The organism is Dysgonomonas sp. Marseille-Q5470, from assembly GCF_951230145.1.
In the GTDB taxonomy this organism is placed as follows: domain Bacteria; phylum Bacteroidota; class Bacteroidia; order Bacteroidales; family Dysgonomonadaceae; genus Dysgonomonas.
Genome location: NZ_CATNVE010000002.1, coordinates 99,030 through 118,060 on the forward strand (window position 1 = coordinate 99,030; position 19,031 = coordinate 118,060).

The 19,031-nt window shown below is 39.8% G+C and carries 21 protein-coding genes; 19 read left to right on the forward strand and 2 right to left on the reverse strand.

Translation table 11 applies throughout. The annotated features are described in order from the left end of the window. The first annotated feature begins 15 nt into the window (after positions 1-15). The 3 genes from QOX35_RS03675 (at position 16) to QOX35_RS03685 (ending at position 1,794) form a co-directional block, all read left to right on the forward strand. Complete coding sequence (locus tag QOX35_RS03675) at positions 16-567, forward strand: SMI1/KNR4 family protein (protein WP_283685832.1); 552 nt, start codon at positions 16-18, stop codon at positions 565-567. A 95-nt stretch (positions 568-662) separates the two neighbouring features. Continuing rightward, positions 663-977 (forward strand): metal-sulfur cluster assembly factor, encoded by a 315-nt coding sequence (locus QOX35_RS03680; protein ID WP_006843372.1) that lies wholly within the window; start codon positions 663-665, stop codon positions 975-977. A 73-nt stretch (positions 978-1,050) separates the two neighbouring features. Continuing rightward, complete coding sequence (locus QOX35_RS03685) at positions 1,051-1,794, forward strand: UDP-2,3-diacylglucosamine diphosphatase (protein WP_349630694.1); 744 nt, start codon at positions 1,051-1,053, stop codon at positions 1,792-1,794. A 67-nt stretch (positions 1,795-1,861) separates the two neighbouring features. Here QOX35_RS03685 and QOX35_RS03690 read toward each other — a convergent pair whose 3' ends face one another. Next, a complete protein-coding gene (locus tag QOX35_RS03690; protein ID WP_283685834.1) occupies positions 1,862-2,338 on the reverse strand; it encodes an outer membrane protein in 477 nt (158 codons plus the stop codon). Between the two features lie 400 nt (positions 2,339-2,738). Here QOX35_RS03690 and QOX35_RS03695 point away from each other — a divergent pair, with 400 nt between their 5' ends. Then, positions 2,739-3,086, forward strand: a complete 348-nt coding sequence (locus QOX35_RS03695) for a CidA/LrgA family protein (protein WP_252638536.1) — start codon at positions 2,739-2,741, stop codon at positions 3,084-3,086. Then, on the forward strand, positions 3,083-3,781 hold the full coding sequence (locus QOX35_RS03700; RefSeq protein WP_283685835.1) for an LrgB family protein: 699 nt from the start codon (positions 3,083-3,085) through the stop codon (positions 3,779-3,781). Before QOX35_RS03695 ends, QOX35_RS03700 begins: the two co-directional genes overlap by 4 nt. Before the next feature lie 72 nt (positions 3,782-3,853). Here the strand turns inward: QOX35_RS03700 and QOX35_RS03705 are convergent, their stop codons facing one another. After that, a complete protein-coding gene (locus QOX35_RS03705; protein ID WP_283685836.1) occupies positions 3,854-4,987 on the reverse strand; it encodes an NAD(P)-dependent alcohol dehydrogenase in 1,134 nt (377 codons plus the stop codon). 312 nt (positions 4,988-5,299) lie between these two features. Between QOX35_RS03705 and QOX35_RS03710 the strand changes: the two genes are divergently transcribed. From QOX35_RS03710 to QOX35_RS03775, 14 genes are all read left to right on the forward strand, one after another. Continuing rightward, the gene (locus QOX35_RS03710) at positions 5,300-7,177 is read left to right on the forward strand and encodes an ABC-F family ATP-binding cassette domain-containing protein (protein ID WP_283685837.1); all 1,878 of its coding nucleotides are present in this window, start codon (positions 5,300-5,302) and stop codon (positions 7,175-7,177) included. Positions 7,178-7,308: 131 nt separating this feature from the next. Beyond that, positions 7,309-7,794, forward strand: coding sequence for a GyrI-like domain-containing protein (locus tag QOX35_RS03715; RefSeq protein ID WP_135104749.1), 486 nt, complete (start codon positions 7,309-7,311; stop codon positions 7,792-7,794). 100 nt (positions 7,795-7,894) lie between these two features. Continuing rightward, positions 7,895-8,440 carry an REP-associated tyrosine transposase gene (locus QOX35_RS03720; protein WP_283685838.1) on the forward strand — a complete coding sequence of 182 codons (546 nt, stop codon included), beginning with the start codon at positions 7,895-7,897 and terminating at the stop codon, positions 8,438-8,440. 250 nt (positions 8,441-8,690) lie between these two features. Then, positions 8,691-9,518 carry a glutamate racemase gene (gene murI, locus QOX35_RS03725; protein WP_283686182.1) on the forward strand — a complete coding sequence of 276 codons (828 nt, stop codon included), beginning with the start codon at positions 8,691-8,693 and terminating at the stop codon, positions 9,516-9,518. A 157-nt stretch (positions 9,519-9,675) separates the two neighbouring features. After that, a complete protein-coding gene (locus QOX35_RS03730; protein ID WP_283685839.1) occupies positions 9,676-10,323 on the forward strand; it encodes a hypothetical protein in 648 nt (215 codons plus the stop codon). 181 nt (positions 10,324-10,504) lie between these two features. Then, positions 10,505-12,112: a sulfatase family protein gene (locus QOX35_RS03735; protein WP_283685840.1), complete on the forward strand. Its 1,608-nt coding sequence runs from the start codon at positions 10,505-10,507 to the stop codon at positions 12,110-12,112. A gap of 70 nt (positions 12,113-12,182) precedes the next feature. After that, a complete protein-coding gene (locus QOX35_RS03740) occupies positions 12,183-13,358 on the forward strand; it encodes an anaerobic sulfatase-maturation protein (protein WP_283685841.1) in 1,176 nt (391 codons plus the stop codon). A 60-nt stretch (positions 13,359-13,418) separates the two neighbouring features. Then, positions 13,419-14,504 carry a DNA polymerase IV gene (gene dinB, locus QOX35_RS03745; protein WP_283685842.1) on the forward strand — a complete coding sequence of 362 codons (1,086 nt, stop codon included), beginning with the start codon at positions 13,419-13,421 and terminating at the stop codon, positions 14,502-14,504. 63 nt (positions 14,505-14,567) lie between these two features. Then, on the forward strand, positions 14,568-14,783 hold the full coding sequence (locus QOX35_RS03750) for a hypothetical protein (RefSeq protein ID WP_018074919.1): 216 nt from the start codon (positions 14,568-14,570) through the stop codon (positions 14,781-14,783). After that, positions 14,780-15,226 carry a nucleoside deaminase gene (locus QOX35_RS03755; RefSeq protein ID WP_283685843.1) on the forward strand — a complete coding sequence of 149 codons (447 nt, stop codon included), beginning with the start codon at positions 14,780-14,782 and terminating at the stop codon, positions 15,224-15,226. Before QOX35_RS03750 ends, QOX35_RS03755 begins: the two co-directional genes overlap by 4 nt. Before the next feature lie 139 nt (positions 15,227-15,365). After that, positions 15,366-16,124 (forward strand): NigD1/NigD2 family lipoprotein, encoded by a 759-nt coding sequence (locus tag QOX35_RS03760; protein WP_135104754.1) that lies wholly within the window; start codon positions 15,366-15,368, stop codon positions 16,122-16,124. 174 nt (positions 16,125-16,298) lie between these two features. Next, entirely contained in the window at positions 16,299-16,811 is a 513-nt protein-coding gene (locus QOX35_RS03765) for a Fur family transcriptional regulator (protein WP_283685844.1), read from the forward strand. Then, a complete protein-coding gene (locus tag QOX35_RS03770; RefSeq protein ID WP_135104756.1) occupies positions 16,808-18,073 on the forward strand; it encodes an adenylosuccinate synthase in 1,266 nt (421 codons plus the stop codon). The genes QOX35_RS03765 and QOX35_RS03770 overlap by 4 nt, the downstream gene beginning before the upstream one ends. Positions 18,074-18,337: 264 nt before the next feature. Further along, positions 18,338-19,021, forward strand: a complete 684-nt coding sequence (locus QOX35_RS03775) for a zinc metallopeptidase (protein WP_135104757.1) — start codon at positions 18,338-18,340, stop codon at positions 19,019-19,021. The last annotated feature ends 10 nt before the right edge of the window (positions 19,022-19,031 follow it).

Consider the following 19,031-nt stretch of genomic DNA (forward strand, 5'->3'; position numbering starts at 1 on the left):
AAAATAAGTATAAAGATGAAAACCGCTATTACACAAAACTCAATTGTAGAGGAAAGTTGGCCTCGTATAGAGAGCTATTTATTGAAACGAGGCGTGAAACCTGATGCAGTATTACTACCCGGGGCAACGCAAGAACAGATAGGCTGGGCCGAGTCTGTGCTTGGTGTAAAGTTACCCATCGATTTTCTAGAATTTTATAAAATACATAACGGACAGATACCCAATGCGTATGGCATCGTCAACGGCGAAGAGTTGATGAGTCTTGAACGTATTGTAGAAGAATGGGTTATTTGGCAACGTCTGGCTACTACCGGAGCTTTTGATGATGCGATGGCAAATGCAGACGATGGCGTACAAGAAGTGTGGCATAGTCGCTCGTGGATACCTTTTACCGACGACGGTTTAGGCAATCACTTGTGTTTAGATATGGCTCCAGCAAACAGGGGATTGCGGGGTCAGATAATTCGTATATGGCACGACGATACCGGTCGATTCAGGCAAGCACCATCTTTTGGCTCTTGGGTTGCTAATTTTGCATACGACTTGAACCGGGCGATGTTCGTATAATCATCTTTTTTCATTATTTTTGTACCTCTAACAGAGGGTGATTGTAAACATTATATGCCAAAGAATGTTTATAACTCACATACAAAAAATGAATTATGAGTGATTTATTACAATTAGAAAGCAAAATAGTAAACATGTTGAAGACTGTTTACGACCCGGAAATACCAGTCAACGTTTACGATCTCGGACTAATCTACGAAGTGGATATAGACGACGATAAAAATGTAACCATCACAATGACGCTGACAGCTCCAAACTGTCCGGCAGCCGATTTTATACTCGAAGATGTAAGATATAAAGTACAATCGGTTGCGGGAGTCAATAATGTGATTGTAGATCTTACTTTCGAGCCCGAGTGGAACAAAGATATGCTTAGCGAAGAGGCAAAACTTGAGTTAGGATTTTTATAAAACACAGGCGGTGGGAAAGAAAGTTTATTTTTTATCCGATGCCCATTTGGGTTCTGCTTTTCATAAGAAAAGAATGGATAAGCAACAGATGATGACATTGCCATCTGTAAAAATCAAAGAAAGTTATTTCCCACAACATGAGGTGGAGCGCAAGCTGTGTCGTTGGCTCGATATGGTAAAGCAAGATGCACAGGCAGTTTATCTGCTGGGTGATATTTTCGACTACTGGTTCGAGTACCGGAATGTGGTTCCACGCGGATTTGTCCGCTTCTTGGGCAAAGTAGCCGAGCTTACAGACATGGGGATAGAGGTGCATTTCTTTATCGGCAATCACGATATATGGGTGACCGACTATCTACAGAAAGAGTGTGGTATGATTGTTCATGTTCAGCCTTTGGTGAAAGAAATATTCGGCAAAAAGTTTTTTCTGGCACATGGAGATGGCTTAGGAGATGATTCCGCATCATTTAAAATTCTACGTTCTATTTTCCATAGCAAAATATGCAGAAAAGCTTATGCTGCTATTCATCCCCGTTGGACGGTAGGCTTTGCGCAATGGTGGTCGAACCACAACCGCGAGAACGACGAGATGCCTGACTATTTTGGTGAAGATAAAGAGCACTTGGTGGTTTATGCCAAGAATCATTTGAAATTGGCTCCGAATATCAACTTCTTCATCTTCGGACATCGGCATATAATGCTCGATCTGATGATCTCTGCTACAGGTAGGGTCGTGATATTGGGCGATTGGATTAAGTTTTTCTCTTATGGTGTATACGATGGAGAAAACTTTTCGTTAGAGCTGTTTGAAGAATAAACGGTTAAGCAATAGATACAAAAAAAGGGAGAATAACGATTCTCCCTTTTTTATTATTTATAGATGTTTAGAACTTAACACCATATCCAAATCCTACAGTGAAATGGTCAGCATCGCTGAATGTATACTTCATTTCGAGGTTTAAGAAAGTATTGCTGCTCAGATTATACTCCAAGCCTCCACCAAGATTAAAACCCCAGTTTGTGAAACCTTTACTGCCACTACCATTTTCGCCAGAATAGCGATTGTTCAACATTGCCAAACCTGCTAAAGGAAATACACTTACATTGCTTTCTAATGGAAATACATAATGTGCATTTACGTTAATATCAAGCCCTGTAACTTTATTCTTAGGGAATAAGAACATTACATCCGGCGCAATACGAATATTGTTAGTGATGTTGTATCTGCCTTCAGCTCCAATCATTAAACGACCCGGGTCTGATTGATAACCGGCTTGAAGAACGCCTGATTTCTCACCTTGTTGTGCTTGCACTCCGATTGCCAATAAGGCAAACATAAAAACGAATAATACTTTTTTCATATACAATTATTTAATAAATTATTATACAATAAAATATACTTTAAATATTTAAAATTAAGATTTGATTATTTTTTTCAGATTGTAATGTGCTACGGTTAAAAAATTTGTTCTGGTTTTAATTTTTTATTTAATGTTATTATTGTGTCCTTTTTAAATCCCTTTTAACAAACAAACGCACAAACATAATATAAAGTTCACAAATATTTGTGCTTTTAGGTTTGTTTTTTCTAAATAAAAGTGTTTTTGATAGATATTTATAGCCTCTGAAATGACTTTAAAATCGACATAGTTAAATAATACTTAGGGAGTTTACTCTGTCTGAAAAATTAAAGTAAGGTCTGATAGCTTATCAATAAAAAACATCTACCTTTGTACCCGAGTTAATTAGAAGGTTATCGTTATGAAAATGATAAAAGGTATCTTTATCATTCTCCTGTTTTATTTCTTGGGACAAGGAATCAGTTATCTTATTCAAGGATTCGTGCCCGGGAATATCATCGGAATGGTTTTATTATTCCTCAGTCTTTACTTCAAGGCTATCTCTCCCGACAATGTAAAAGACGTAGCAAATGTGTTTACCCGCAACATGGCAATATTCTTTATTCCTGCCGGAGCAGGCTTGTTGGGTGCGTATGGTGTGATCAGTAAATTTTGGATGTCTATACTCATCGTCTGTTCGGTGAGTACCGTATTGGTTATTGTGGTTGTCGCTATTGTTCAACAGCAAATGGAACGAAGAAGAAAATGAGAGCATTGTTTGAATCCACAGAATTTACACTTCTCCTTGTTTTTGGCAGTTACCTGTTCGGACAATGGGTTTTTAAGAAGACACGCATCGCTTTGTTGCACCCTATGATTGTTGCCATTGCTATTATTATCGCATTCTTGAAGGTGACAGGTATCGATTACCGGACTTTCGAAGAGAGCAGTCGGTTTGTTAGCTTTATGCTTGGGCCTTCGGTTGTGGCGTTAGGCTACATACTATACGAGCAGTTGGCATACCTCAAGGGCAATGTAATATCCATCCTTACCTCTATCTTTATGGGTAGCATTGTAGGGATACTCAGTGTGGTACTATTAGCGAGAATAACAGGAGCCGATCAGATGCTTATCCATTCTCTCGAACCCAAATCGGTGACTACACCCATTGCGATGAGTATTGCCCAACAGTCGGGCGGTAATGTATCGCTTACGGCGGTGATTGTGCTTTTCTGCGGTATATTCGGAAGTATTATCGGACCTCCTATCTTGCGTTTGCTGGGTATCAAAAGCAGTGTTGCCAGAGGCTTGGCGATGGGAGCTTCGTCGCACGGGGTAGGTACAGCCAAAGCGATGGAAATGGGGATGATAGAGGGCGCATTGAGTGGGCTTGCCATCGGTCTGATGGGGGTAATGACTGCATTGCTGATACCGATATTGCACCAGCTGTTTGCTTCATTATAGAAAAAGGCCGATAGGATGAAAAATCCTTATCAGCCTCCAAGCATAAAAAGCTTATTGAATTCAGCAAAACTCTTATCTCAAAGATGATATGTCTATAACGTAACGGAATTGAACTTTTCCGGCCAGTACATTTTTGTATGCTTCATTTACCTGTTGTATCGGTATAATCTCTACCATCGGGTAAATGTTGTTAGCGACCGAGTAATCCATCATTTCCTGTGTCTCTCGTATACCGCCGATCAACGTTCCATATATTTTCTTGCGTCCTTGCAAAGCCCAAGTTTGCACAGATGGCATGTCTTTGATCGCCGGAACACCAATCAGAACCATTGTGCCATCTACTTTTAGCATCGATAGATACGATTCTACACTGAACGAAACAGGGATTGTGCTCAAAATGAGATCGAATGTACCTTCCAAACCTTTCGATTCGTCTGCATTTTTTGTGTTTACATATCTTACCGCACCCAGTTTGGCGGCAGCCTCACGTTTGTCTTCGGTAATGTCGAATACAGTAACTTCGGCTCCCATCTTAATGGCATATTGCACAGCCATATGTCCCAATCCTCCAAAACCCGCAACGGCAACCTTATCGCCCGCCTTCACCTTATTATATTTCAAAGGCGAATAGGTAGTAATACCTGCACAGAGGAGAGGAGCTATTTTTTCGAGCGGAGCACCTTTCGGTATGGTTATCGCAAAAGCTTCTCTTACAACAATATTGTTTGAGTATCCGCCTTGTGTATATCCGTCACCTTCCTTACTGCTGTAGGTATAAGTAGCCCCTTTAGTGCAATATTGTTCTTCACCCGCTTTGCAGTAGTAACATTCTCCGCATGAGTTGACCATACAACCCACGCCTGCATAATCTCCGACTTTGAACTTAGTAACATTCTTGCCTGCTTTCACTACCTTGCCCACAATCTCATGTCCCGGAACAAGCGGATAGGCTACTTGTCCCCAGTCGCCTTTAACGGTATGTATATCTGAGTGGCAGATACCCGAATACAGTATCTCTATCAGAATATCATCATCGTTGAGGTTTCTGCGTTCAAATTCGTAAGGGGTAAGAGGAGCGGAGGGATCTGTTGCAGCATAAGCTTTTGTACATATATGCCCATGATGTTGGTGATCGCACTGAGCATTCAGGTGAATGGCTCCGAAAATAAACAGAGCAACGAAGCTGCTAAGAAATTGTGTCTTCATGATGATTGTCGATACTTTAAAGTGATAGACTAAAATGACCGTATACATAATATGATCGTTGAGAAAAGAAAAACCCTAAAGGAAAAATCACTTTTTTATACCGGAGATTTGAAAATATTCTTGTCTTATTTTAGATGCTAATGATAAAAGATACTCCCTATCGTCAGTATGACTGAGTGGAGGTGATATGTAGAGATAACGTTTTAGGTTACTTATAATATCAGGCAGTTCTTTTTTTGGTTACCTTTGCGATGATTAGAAATACAATCTCGGTTAAAAAAAATAGTTTTCAATTTATAACTCAAAATATATATGGCTTCTTTCCTGCAAGTTGAAGGACTTACAAAAAGCTTTGGTGATCTGGTTTTGTTTCGTGATATATCATTCGGTATAGCCGAAGGCGAACGCATCGGGCTGATCGCAAAAAATGGGTCGGGCAAGACCACCTTGTTGAATATCCTCACAGGAAAAGAACCTTACGATAGCGGAGCCGTTGTTTTTCGTCGTGACTTGCGTGTTGCCTATCTTGAACAAGATCCTGCCTATCCCGAGAATCTGACGGTGCTAGAAGCGTGTTTCCATTCGGGGAATGATGTTACAGACCTCATTGCCGAATACGAAAGGGTAATCAACTCGAAAGATCATTCGGGGCTTGATGCTATCTTGCAAAAGATGGATATTTTGCAGGCATGGGACTACGAGCATCGTGCAAAGCAGATTTTGGGACAACTGAAAATTACCGATTTCGAACAAAAAATATCTCAGCTGTCGGGAGGACAGCTCAAGCGTGTGGCTCTCGCCAATGTGCTGATTACCGAACCCGATCTTATTATTCTCGATGAGCCTACCAATCACCTCGACCTCGATATGGTAGAATGGCTCGAAGAATACCTTCAACGTTCACGTTTGAGTCTGTTGATGGTAACGCACGACCGCTATTTTCTCGATCGTGTATGTAACGAAATCATAGAGATAGATCAACAACAGTTGTATCAGTATAAAGGAAATTTTTCGTACTATCTCGAAAAGCGTGACGAGCGTATTTCTGCCCAGAATGCCGAGTTGGATCGTGCAAACAATATTTTGCGTAAAGAGCTGGAGTGGATGCGTCGTCAACCGCAAGCCCGGGCTACGAAGGCAAAGTCGAGGATCGATGCATTCTACGACTTGGAAAAGAAAGCCCAGCAGGTGCGTGATGCTGGAAATGTGCAATTACAGATGAAAGGTACATATATCGGCAATAAGATTTTCGAAGCACAGCATGTTTACAAATCCTTTGGAGATATTAAGATACTCGAAGATTTTAATTATGTGTTTGCCCGATACGAAAAACTGGGTATTGTAGGAAATAACGGTACGGGGAAATCTACATTCATCAAAATGCTGATGGGAGAGGTAGCACCCGACAAAGGTGGGTTCGATATTGGCGAAACTGTAAAGTTCGGGTACTATAGTCAGGACGGACTGAAGTTTGACGAGCAGATGAAGGTTATTGATGTGGTTCAGAATATAGCTGAGGTGATAGATTTGGGCAATGGCAACAGACTGACAGCATCGCAATTTCTACAACATTTTCTCTTTCCACCCGAAAAACAACACAATTTTGTCTATAAACTTTCGGGAGGAGAAAAACGTCGTCTGTATCTCTGTACAGTCTTGATAACCAACCCTAACTTCTTGGTATTGGATGAGCCTACCAACGATTTGGATATCGTCACGCTCAATATTCTCGAAGAATACCTTCAACAGTTCAAAGGCTGTGTGATTGTGGTATCGCACGACCGCTATTTTATGGATAAGGTTGTAGATCACTTACTTGCTTTTCAGGGAAGCGCACGTATAAAGGATTTCCCAGGCAACTATACTCAGTACCGTGAGTGGAAAGAGGTGCAGGAGCTTTTGGAAAAAGAAAAGGAACAGGCTGCGAAGCCTAAAGAAGAAAAGGTGCAACAGGTGCAGCCTAAGAATGACGAAAAGAAAAAGCTGTCGTTCAAAGAAAAGCGTGAGTTTGAAGAGCTCGACGCTCTGATACCGCAACTCGAAGAAGAAAAAGCGAACCTTGAAAATGAATTATCCAGCGGTACATTATCTACCGATGAGTTGTTACAGAAATCAAATCGTATCAGTCAACTGATAGAGGCGATAGAAGAAAAGACAATGCGTTGGCTGGAGTTGAGCGAGCTGGCATAGTATTAGAATAGGTGATTGCAAATCCCTCATGACTTAATCTTTCGGATTGCAAATCCTTATAGTAGAACGCAGGTGATTACAAATCCCCTGCAACGAAAGTATTAATTACATTCGATAAAGATAGAAATATAATGAAAAATTTGAATGTTAAAATAATAGAGTTAAACGAACGAAAATTAGTAGGATTATCTTTAGAAATGTCTTATGCTAATAACTTGACCGCAAATTTGTGGAGAAGTTTTATGCCTCGAAAGCATGAAATTAAACGTATAATAAATTCTGATTTAATCTCTATGCAAATTTATCCAGTTTCTTTTGATTTTTCTCCAAATATAAATTTTAGAAAGTGGGCTGCTGTAGAGGTTTCACTGGTTGAAGATATTCCTCAGAATATGGAAAGTTATACTATACAAGGAGGACTTTATGCCCTGATTCATTATAAGGGGTTGAGTACAGATACACGTGTCTTTGGATATATTTTTAATGAGTGGCTACCCCAATCTGAATATCTCTTAGATAATAACAGACCTCATTTTGAAGTGTTGGGTGAGAAATATAAAAATAATGATCCTGAATCTGAAGAGGATATCTATATCCCGATAAAGATTAAAAAGTAAAGAGAAGATTTGTTCCTCTCCAATTTTACCGTCCGATCGTCCTTTCGGATTTGCAATCCGAAAGTATATATTAGCAGGATTTGCAATCCGCAATAGAATCATGATAAATATACAAAACCGAATAGCACAAGATATATATTTTACAACAACTACAGTTGTCGATTGGGTTGATATCTTTACTCGTCCACGATATAAACATATCATAATAGAGTCATTGCAATACTGTCAACAAAACAAGGGTTTATTAATATATGCCTGGGTATTAATGAGTAATCATTTGCATATGATTGTAAGTGCAGAAGGAGAAAATACGATGAGTGACATTCTGCGTGATTTCAAGAAACATACAAATAAGGGAATTATGCGTTCGTTAGAGAGCGACATCCAGGAGTCGCGTCGCGAATGGATGTTAAACCGTTTTGAATACGCTGCACGAAACGATAAGAAGATTAAGAATTATCATTTTTGGCAAGATGGGAACGATATGCAACCTATTTATATGTATGACTATTTAGTACAAAAATTGAATTATATCCACCAAAATCCAGTGGTAGCCGAAATTGTTAATAAGCCGGAGGAGTATAAGTATAGTTCTGCTATAGATTATGCAGGGGGGAATGGTCTGCTAAATGTTATTATTGTTTAGTTTCTTTCAGATTGTAAAATCCTTATAGTAGATGGCAGGTGATTACAAATCCCCTGTAACGAAACCTAACTTGCGGATTTCAAATCCACAAGAACGAAAGATTGCTCGTCCTTTCGGATTTAACTACGTTACATTCCGTTGATTGCTAATTCCAATTCGAAAGCTCAACGCAAGAACATATTAATTTTTAATATCAAGATTAATCAAATAACTTCAATATTGTATTTATCTTTGCAGAAACAAAAAGATGATGCTTAAACCCGGACCTATTGGTGTATTTGATTCAGGATATGGAGGTCTCACGATACTATCGGAGATACAAGCCCTTATGCCCGAATACGATTATTGCTACCTTGGCGATAACTCGCGTGCACCCTATGGCGCTCGGTCGTTTGAGGTAGTCTATGAATTTACCAAGCAGGCTGTAACGGCATTGTTCGATATGGGGTGTAACCTTGTTATCCTTGCCTGTAATACAGCATCGGCAAAAGCTTTGCGTACCATTCAGCAAAAAGATCTGCCAAATATGAATCCCGATAAGAGGGTGTTGGGTATTATACGCCCTACAGCCGAGATTATCGGACAGATAACACGCAGTAGGCATGTAGGAGTCTTGGGTACAGTGGGCACTATACAGTCGCAGTCGTACCCGATAGAGATTAACAAACTGTTTCCCGATATAAAAGTAACTGGTGAGGCTTGCCCTATGTGGGTTCCTTTGGTCGAAAATAACGAATACGAAAGTGAAGGAGCAGACTACTTTGTGAAAAAAAATCTCGATAATATTTTAGCTAAAGATCCCGATATAGATACACTTATTCTCGGCTGCACGCATTACCCGTTGTTGCTGAATAAGATAAAGAAAATCTTACCCCGGGAGGTAACCGCCTTGCCTCAGGGAGAATACATTGCCGATAGTCTCAAAGATTATCTGCGACGGCATCCTGAGATGGATGAGGCATGTACCAAAAACGGAGAGACGCATTATTTTACAACCGAATCTTCCGAAAAGTTTTCAGGTGCGGCAACTATTTTTCTGAACAAAGAGATAGAAGTAAAGCACATTACACTCGATTAAAAATCCCTTATTTTTCGGTCTGCTAAAAAACAATTATATTTGTTTTTATTAATTGGCATGGATTTTACAAAAAGGAAATAGAAAAGTAAAAACCCCCTATTGTATATTATATAAATATACATCATTTAGAGCATTTCAATAAAAATAAACAAACAGAATGAGCTACCTTTCGAAAGAATATCAGGAACAGTGGAATTTCTCAAAATATCCTCCAAGTGCTTATCGCATCTTTGGATTTGTGTTTAGCAAACAACCCGGAAGTTTTAACTACAATAAAAATATTGTTCAGATATTTACATTAAAACCTGATGATTTACCCGAACAAATAAGAATTGATAATTTCACGAAATTGTGTCAAAGCTTGTTCAGAGAGGTGAATGTAAAAGAAGACTTAGATGTAAAAACAGAAACTGACGATGAAAGTAAAGAGACTACAATCACTTTCTCTTCCAACAATATTTGCAACTGCTTGCAGTCTTTAAAATATGAAGATGAGAAGATACTCTTCAATACGCTTTACAAACCATCATTGGGAACATACCCCTTGAGCCTCAATCAGCGTGTCGAGTTTATTTTGGGAGTTTATTTAAATCATTCTCATCGCAAAACAAAAATGCTGTTTCGCGACAACTATCCTAAAATGGCATTGACTCATAGTTTTATGGCTGATCTGGCGGGAGAGGATGACGAATTTATTTTAACTTCACGTTTCGACAAGTCGCATAGCCACGTTATTGAGATTAATGAAAATGGACAACTGTGGAAAAAAATAGAAACATTGCTTCTAGAATATGGGTATCAGTAATAAGTGATGATTCTTTTTTCGCTTCTTGAACCAGCAATTTTCTATCTTTCAGTAAGTGTAACATTAGATGTAAGGAAAGTAATATAAAAGTAACAGCCTGAGGCGTGTTACTTTTGTTTTATCATTCAATTTATTTTTATTAATTTTAGAGTATTGTTTTAACCCAAACACCTGATATCCCATGATAGATTTAAAACGGTTTACTTTAGTAATTATTCCTGCGTCAATACTCAGCCCATATAGTTATAGCCAAAATAAACAGAGTGATGCACCTCAATCCCGTCCCAATATTATTCATATAATGACGGACGATCATTCGTTTCAGACAATCAGTGCATACGGGCATCCTATCTCCAAGTTAGCACCTACACCCAATATAGACCGATTAGCGAACGAAGGCATGTTATTTCAGCAAGCTTTTGTCGAAAACTCATTGTCTACCCCTAGCCGGGCATGTCTTATGACAGGCTTGTATAGCCATCAGAATGGGCAACGTCAGCTCGGTGCAGGTATAGATACAACCAAAATATTTTTTTCTGAATTACTTACGCAGGCAGGATATCAAACAGGAGTTGTAGGTAAATGGCATATGCAATGCGAACCAAAAGGTTTTGATTATTATTGCGTGCTTAACGATCAGGGAGATTATTATAATCCGAGCTTCAAAACGAAAGACTCTCACGGCAAATACATACGTGAGGAGGGGTATGCAACCAACCTGATTACAACTCATTCGATAGATTTTCTTAAAAACAGAGATAAGAGCAAACCTTTTGCCCTGTTGGTACATCATAAAGCTCCACACAGAAACTGGATGCCCGAAGCGAAGTACTATGACTTGTACGAAGATGTGGAATTCCCTAAACCTGAAACATTCTATGATGACTACGAAAGCCGTTGCTCTGCTGCCCGCACTCAGGATATGACTATCGATAAGACGATGACATTTATTTATGATCTGAAGCTAAATGAATTGAAGAATACACCACCCTATAATAAGGAATGGAGTGACGGTGGATTGCAACAAGCAATGGATCAAATGACTCCCCCTCAGCGTGAAGCTTGGGAGAAGGCTTATCATCCCAAGAATATGGAATTCATTAACAGTAACCTGTCCGGCGATGCGCTGCTCGATTGGAAATTTCAACGTTATATGAGAGACTATCTTCGCTGTATAAAATCGATTGACGATGAAGTCGGACGCTTGATTGATTACCTCGAAAAAGAGGGTTTGATGGATAATACAATTATTGTGTACACTTCCGATCAAGGTTTTTATATGGGAGAACATGGGTGGTTCGATAAGCGTTTTATGTACGAAGAATCGTTCAGAACACCGCTGATAATACGTTATCCCAAAGCCATAAAGTCAGGAACGAAAACCGCTGCTTTGGTGCAGAATATAGACTTTGCTCCTACTTACTTGTCATTAGCCGGAATAGAGAAGCCGACAGAAATGAGCGGAGTTTCTCTTGAAGGATTGTTTGACGGCAAAACTCCTAAAAATTGGAGAAAAGATTTATATTATCACTATTATGACTATCCTGCGATTCACAATGTACGCCGCCATGATGGATTGAGGACAGAAAGGTATAAGCTGATTCATTTTTACGGTAAAGGAGAAATAGGGAATGATGAAGATATCAATTGTAACGAGTTGTTTGACTTGCAAAATGATCCGACTGAATTACATAATCTCTACGGAAAAGAAGGGTATAAAGAAATAACGAAGGAGTTACAGACTGCTCTCGATAATTATAGAAAGAAACTCAAGGTAGATGAATTTTAAGTGAGTGAAAAACTTTTTCCGTCCTTCTATTATCAACTAGAAATAATATCACAATCTAAAACCAGACCGGATGTCTTCGAAAACGTATGCTCCTTTTGCAAAGCCACTGTATGTGATGCTCAAGCCAATAGGAGCTGTTTGTAATCTAGGGTGCACTTATTGCTATTATCTGGAGAAGAAGGAGCTGTATCCCGACAAGGGTAATAAGACAATAATGAGTGACGATCTTCTGGAACGGTTTGTCTCTCAATACATCGAAGCGCAAACCATGCAGCCGATACTGTTTACATGGCATGGAGGCGAACCTTTGATGCGTGACATCTCGTTTTATAAGAAAGCACTGGAGTTGCAACGTAAATATGCTAAAGGGAAACAGATATCGAATACTCTGCAAACGAACGGCACGCTGTTGAACGATGAATGGTGTGAGTTTTTTAGAGAACACAACTTCCTGATCGGCATTTCCATTGATGGGGCTAAGCCCTTCCATGACAAATACAGAACAACAAAAGATCTGCGTCCGACGTTCGATCATGTTTTGCGGGGGATCAATCTTCTAAAGAAGCATGGAGTAGAATACAATATAATGGGAGTTGTAAATGACTTTAATATTAACTATCCGCTAGAGTTTTATCAGTTTTTTAAAGATATCGATTCTCATTACATCCAATTCTCTCCCGCTGTGGAAAGAGACAGCAATGGGAACGTAACTCAATGGAGTGTTACACCCGAAAAATGGGGCGATTTTCTTATTGCTATATTCAACGAGTGGGTAAGGAAAGATGTCGGAACATATTTTGTTCAATACTTCGATTCAGCACTGGCCAATTGGGTTGGTGTCGACCCCGGAATTTGTATCTTTGCTAAGAATTGCGGACATGCCGGAGTTATGGAATTTAATGGTGATGTGTATTCTTGCGATCACTTTGTATATCCTCAATATAAGCTGGGTAATATAAACGACAAGACATTGATAGAGATGATGTATTCGACGCAACAAACCGAATTTGGTTTAGCAAAGTCGGCTTCCTTGTCATCTCAGTGTAAGCAATGTAAGTATTTGTTTGCTTGTCGTGGCGAATGCCCTAAAAACCGAATATCAAAAACTCAATCGGGCGAAGAAATAAATTATCTATGTAATGGCTATTACAAGTTCTTCGAACATATAGCCCCCTATATGGACTTCATGAAAAAAGAGTTGGAAGCACAACGTCCTCCCGGTAATATTATGAAAGTCTTAAAATAATTATTGCAATAAGATTTTTATGTACACTTTTGTTACTTTTTAGTTGGAGTAAGAAAGAATATGCGAAAAATAATCCACATAGATATGGATGCTTTCTATGCATCTATCGAGCAACGCGACTATCCCGAATATAGGGGTAAGCCTCTTGCTGTGGGTTATGCGGGACCTCGGGGAGTAGTGGCGGCAGCCAGTTACGAGGCACGTCGCTACGGAGTACGTTCGGCTATGGCATCCAAAACGGCTTTGCGTAAATGTCCACATCTGATATTTGTTCCCGCACGCTTCGATGTCTACAAGTCTGTTTCGAAACAAATTATGGAGATATTCCACGAATATACCGATTTGGTAGAGCCCCTCTCGCTGGACGAGGCGTTCCTCGATGTTACCGAGAATAATATGAATATAGCTTCAGCCACTCAGATAGCACAGGAGATAAAGCAAAAAATACGAGATGCGACAAACCTGACAGCTTCGGCGGGAGTTTCGTTCAATAAGTTTTTAGCAAAGATTGCCTCCGATCAGAATAAACCAAACGGGCTGTTTGTTGTAAAGCCTAAAGTAGCTGAGCAGTTTGTGGAGTCACTAGCTATTGAGCAATTCTTTGGGGTAGGGAAGGTTACAGCCAAAATAATGCATCAAATGGGTATCAAGACGGGATGGGACTTGAAGCAACGTTCGGAGAATGAACTTGTATCTGTTTTTGGTAAAGCAGGACATATTTATTATCAGAATGCACGAGCCATCGATTATCGTCCTGTAGAGTCGCAACGCATCAGAAAGTCCATCAGCTCCGAAACAACCTTCGACAGGGATATCGACTCGCTAGACGAATTGGCGGTGGAATTGGATGTCGTGGCACGTGATACGTTCGATTACTTACAGAAGAAGAAGTTTAAGGGACGAACCGTAACCCTGAAAATCAAATATGCTGACTTTAAGATAATAACCCGAAGCCGTACATTCGCCGATGCTGTGGAAGACTACGAATCGTTTTACAAAGCAGGCTTTGAGTTGCTTAAGCTCGTCGATCTATCTCCTAAAGTTCGCCTTATTGGTTTGGGTGTAAAGAATAGCGATGATGAAATGGGTTGGTATGATGCTGTTCAGTTGCGCATCAATTTTGAAGAAGATGAGGCTAAAGGTTAGGCTAAATGTATATTCTTCTCAAAATCCTTTCAGATATTCAGATAAGTACTTACTTTTGCAGCAATGAAACCAAAGAAGAAAGGGGCACATAGTAACCGCACGAAGCATTTGCTTTTCTCGCTCAACGAAGAAGAGTATGCCCTTATATCTTCGTACATCAAAAAATACAAGATAGCCAACCGTTCTCGATGGTGCAGGGAAACAATTATTACCCATGTGCTCAAAAGCCTTGAGCAGGATTATCCTACGCTCTTTGGCGAAAACGAAATGCGCCGATGACAACCAATATTCTCAACGACGAGTACTATATGCGGCAGGCTCTTAACGAAGCCCGTCAGGCATTCGACAAGGGTGAAGTGCCTATAGGGGCAATAGTCGTTTGCAAGGGGCGTATCATTGCACGTGGACACAATCTCACCGAAACGCTCACCGATGTCACAGCCCATGCAGAGATGCAGGCGATTACGGCAGCCGCCAATGTACTTGGTGGTAAATATCTTACCGATTGTATTCTGTATGTTACCATAGAGCCATGCCCGATGTGTGCCGGAGGTTTACTCTGGTCTCAAATATCTAAAATTGTATATGGGGCAAAAGATGAAAAAAAAGGCTACTCTGTATTTTCCCCATCCATATTACACCCCAAAACTGAAGTTGTTTCCGGTGTCATGGAAGACGAATGCGCTTCTTTGATGAAAGAATTTTTCAAACAGAAGAGATAGTTAACTTTCTGTATTATAGGAAATAACTAATTGTTTAACATTAATTTATATTTTCTCATGCAGCATGAGGGACGAAATATTGTCTATTATATTGTAAGGCAAAAGTATTTTAAACTATACATTAAAAAATTAAAGAGTTATGAAGAAAACTGTAAAACTATTTTTAGCATCAATTCTCGGCTTTGTTTTAACAGCAGGATTTTCTTCTTGTTCGGACGATGATGGTTACTCACTCGATAAATACTGGGTGTCTATGGTAACCGTAAACAAAGTGGGAGAAAATACGTATGATTTTACGCTCGACAATGGAAAAAAACTGTGGATTGCAGCTCCTGTTGGGTTAAATCTGAAACCAAAATATAACAGAGCTATTATAAACTACACAATTTTATCCGACCAATATCAGGGATATGATCATGCGATCAAACTCAACGGCTACAAAGAAGTGTTGACAAAGGGCGTAGTATACATTCCGTCCGACGATCAGGCAAAGCAAGACAGCATCGGTCACAATCCTATTAAGGTTCATTCTGCATGGGCAAGCGGAGGCTATCTGAATATCTATTTTGGATATAACAGTGGCGGAACCACAGCCCACATGCTCAATCTTGTGTCAGCACAGCCCGACTTGTCGGTGTCAGGTGATGTGGTGAAGCTGGAATTCAGACACAATCAACGACAAGATCCGGAGCATTATCCTGTGAGTGGCTATGTATCTTTCGATCTAGCGCCATATTTGATAGCAGGACGAGATAAAGTAACATTTGAAATAACATGGATGGACTTTGGTGGGAAAACCAAGACAGATACGATTGAATACAAGTATGGTGCGGTTGAGGCTCAATCTAAAGACATACCAAGCGACGACAGTAAAACAACTAACCTGAATATTTATTAATATTCTTTTTGATTTCCTTTCGAAAAAGAGAGCTCGTGAGAGTTCTCTTTTTCTTTTTTCTGCTATAAAGTCTTTGAGATACTGATTTTTATGAACACTTTCTTTTTTTTCTGAGGTTATACCACTGTTTATTCTTTAAAAAGATGTATTTTTGTTCAGATCAGATTTTTTTAAATGGATAACATTAAACTAAAAGACCAAGTTAAGAACGAATTCACAGATTATCTGAATTTAAACAAGCATCGTAAAACTCCCGAAAGATACGCAATACTGGATCACATCTATTCTACTAAAGGGCATTTCGATATGGACTCCCTTTACAATTCTATGAAGCAGTCGTGTTTTAGGGTTAGCCGAGCCACATTGTACAATACTATAGAGCTGTTGCTGGATTGTAATCTGGTAGTCAAGCATCAGTTTGGAGCAAATGTGTCTCAGTACGAACGTGCTTATGGAAATGAGAACCATGACCATCTGATCTGTCTTAGTTGCGGCGAGGTGAAAGAGCACAAAAATGGCAACCTGTTCACTCCTGCACAACAGAAAAAACTACAACGCTTCAAGGTTAGCTATTACAGCATGTATATTTATGGTATATGCAACAAATGTATGCGGGCTAAGAAGACCGAAGAAAAAAAGAATAAAGTAACAGAAAGTAAGAATACTCGTATTAATAAGAAAAAATGAAAGTAGATGTATTGCTCGGCCTGCAATGGGGCGACGAAGGTAAAGGAAAGATAGTAGATGTTCTAACGCCTGATTATGAAATTGTAGCCCGTTTTCAAGGTGGTCCAAATGCAGGGCATACACTTGAGTTTGAAGGCAAAAAGTATGTTCTCCGTTCAGTGCCATCCGGTATATTTCAGGGAAATAAACTGAATGTTATCGGCAACGGTGTTGTGCTCGATCCTGCTTTATTCAAAGGAGAAATAGAAGCATTGGAAAAATCGGGACATGATCTCAAATCGAGACTATATATCTCAAAGAAGGCTCATCTTATCCTTCCTACACACCGTTTGCTCGACGCATGCTACGAAGCATCGAAGGGAGACTCTAAGATAGGAACCACAGGTAAAGGTATTGGCCCTACATATACCGACAAGGTTAGCCGCAACGGCTTGCGTGTAGGCGATATTCTCCACAACTTTGAAGAAAAATACAATGCTGCCAAAGCAAAACATCTGAGAATTCTCAATCAATATAATTACGATACAAATGCGCTGGCTGATATCGAAAAAGAGTGGTTTGAAGGAGTGAAGAAACTCAAAGAATTTACTTTTATCGACAGCGAGCACTTTATAAATAATGCTACCAAGTCGGGCAAAAAAATATTGGCAGAAGGTGCACAAGGTACAATGTTGGATATCGACTTCGGGTCGTATCCGTTTGTTACTTCTTCCAATACAATTACAGCCGGAGCGTCTACAGGTCTGGGTGTTGCCCCTCGAAACATCGGTGAGGTGTATGGTATCTTCAAGGCATATTGTACACGCGTGGGTAGCGGGCCGTTTCCTACCGAACTGCATGATGCTACGGGAGATAAGTTGCGTGAATTCGGATTTGAGTTTGGCTCGGTAACAGGTCGTCCGCGTCGTTGCGGATGGATCGATCTGGTTGCATTGCGCTATGCTATAATGATAGATGGTGTGAGCCAGTTGATAATGATGAAGAGCGACGTGCTCGATACATTCGAAACTATAAAAGCCTGTGTGGCTTATGAAGTAAACGGAGAGAGAGTAACCGAATTCCCTTTCGAGATAGATGATAGTATCAAACCCATATATCAGGAAATGAAGGGCTGGAAAACCGATATGACAAAAATGCAGAAGGAAGACCAGTTCCCGAAAGAATTCAGCGATTATGTTGCATTCCTCGAAAAAGAACTGGGTGTGCCTATCCGTATTGTTTCGCTCGGACCTGACAGAGCGCAGACCATTATTCGTAAATAATTTCTGATAAGAAATATATCGACCTCTTTGTCATGCTGAATGAGAATAAGGCGTCTTGAAGATAGAAAAAGACGATTTTGTTTCATTCTGCATGACATTAGTTTTTTTAATAGAGCCGACTGAAACGAAAAATAAGTCAAATTTAATTAAGAAATGTGATTGTCATTCAAATACATTATATGACAAAAACTCAGGTGGCACATTTTTTGTTTAGTTACTAACAAGTAAATTAGTAGAAAAAATCATTTTAAAAAGAAATAGACTATGCCTATAGGTTGGATATTATTTGGACTAATAGCAATAGCCAGTTTTGCAGTTCAGCAGATGCTGAAAAGCAAGTTTAATAAGTACTCTAAAGTTCCGTTGAGTAGCGGAATGACAGGTCGTGATGTAGCCGAAAAGATGCTTCATGACAATGGAATTTATGATGTGAAAGTTGTATCTACAAGCGGTATGCTTTCGGATCACTACAACCCTGCCAATAAGACAGTCAACCTGAGCGAAGGTGTATATGCCAGCAATAGTGTGGCTGCTGCTGCCGTAGCTGCTCACGAATGTGGTCATGCGGTACAGCATGCTCACGAGTACGGACCGTTGAAAATGCGTTCGGCACTTGTACCTGTTGTAAGCTTTTCATCAAGCATTGTGATGTGGGTTATTCTTGCCGGAATATTTACGATTAATATATTCCCTGCCTTGATATGGATTGGTATTGCGCTTTTTGCAATGACAACGATATTCAGTTTTGTTACACTCCCTGTAGAGGTGAATGCCAGCAGCCGCGCTTTGGCATGGCTTAATACTGCCGGAGTGACAAATGTAAACAATCATGATATGGCAAAGGATGCTCTCAAATGGGCAGCTTATACCTATGTGATAGCAGCTATCGGCTCATTGGCTACACTTATATATTACATCATGATAGCCATGAGTGGCAGACGTAGCTAATCGTTTATAC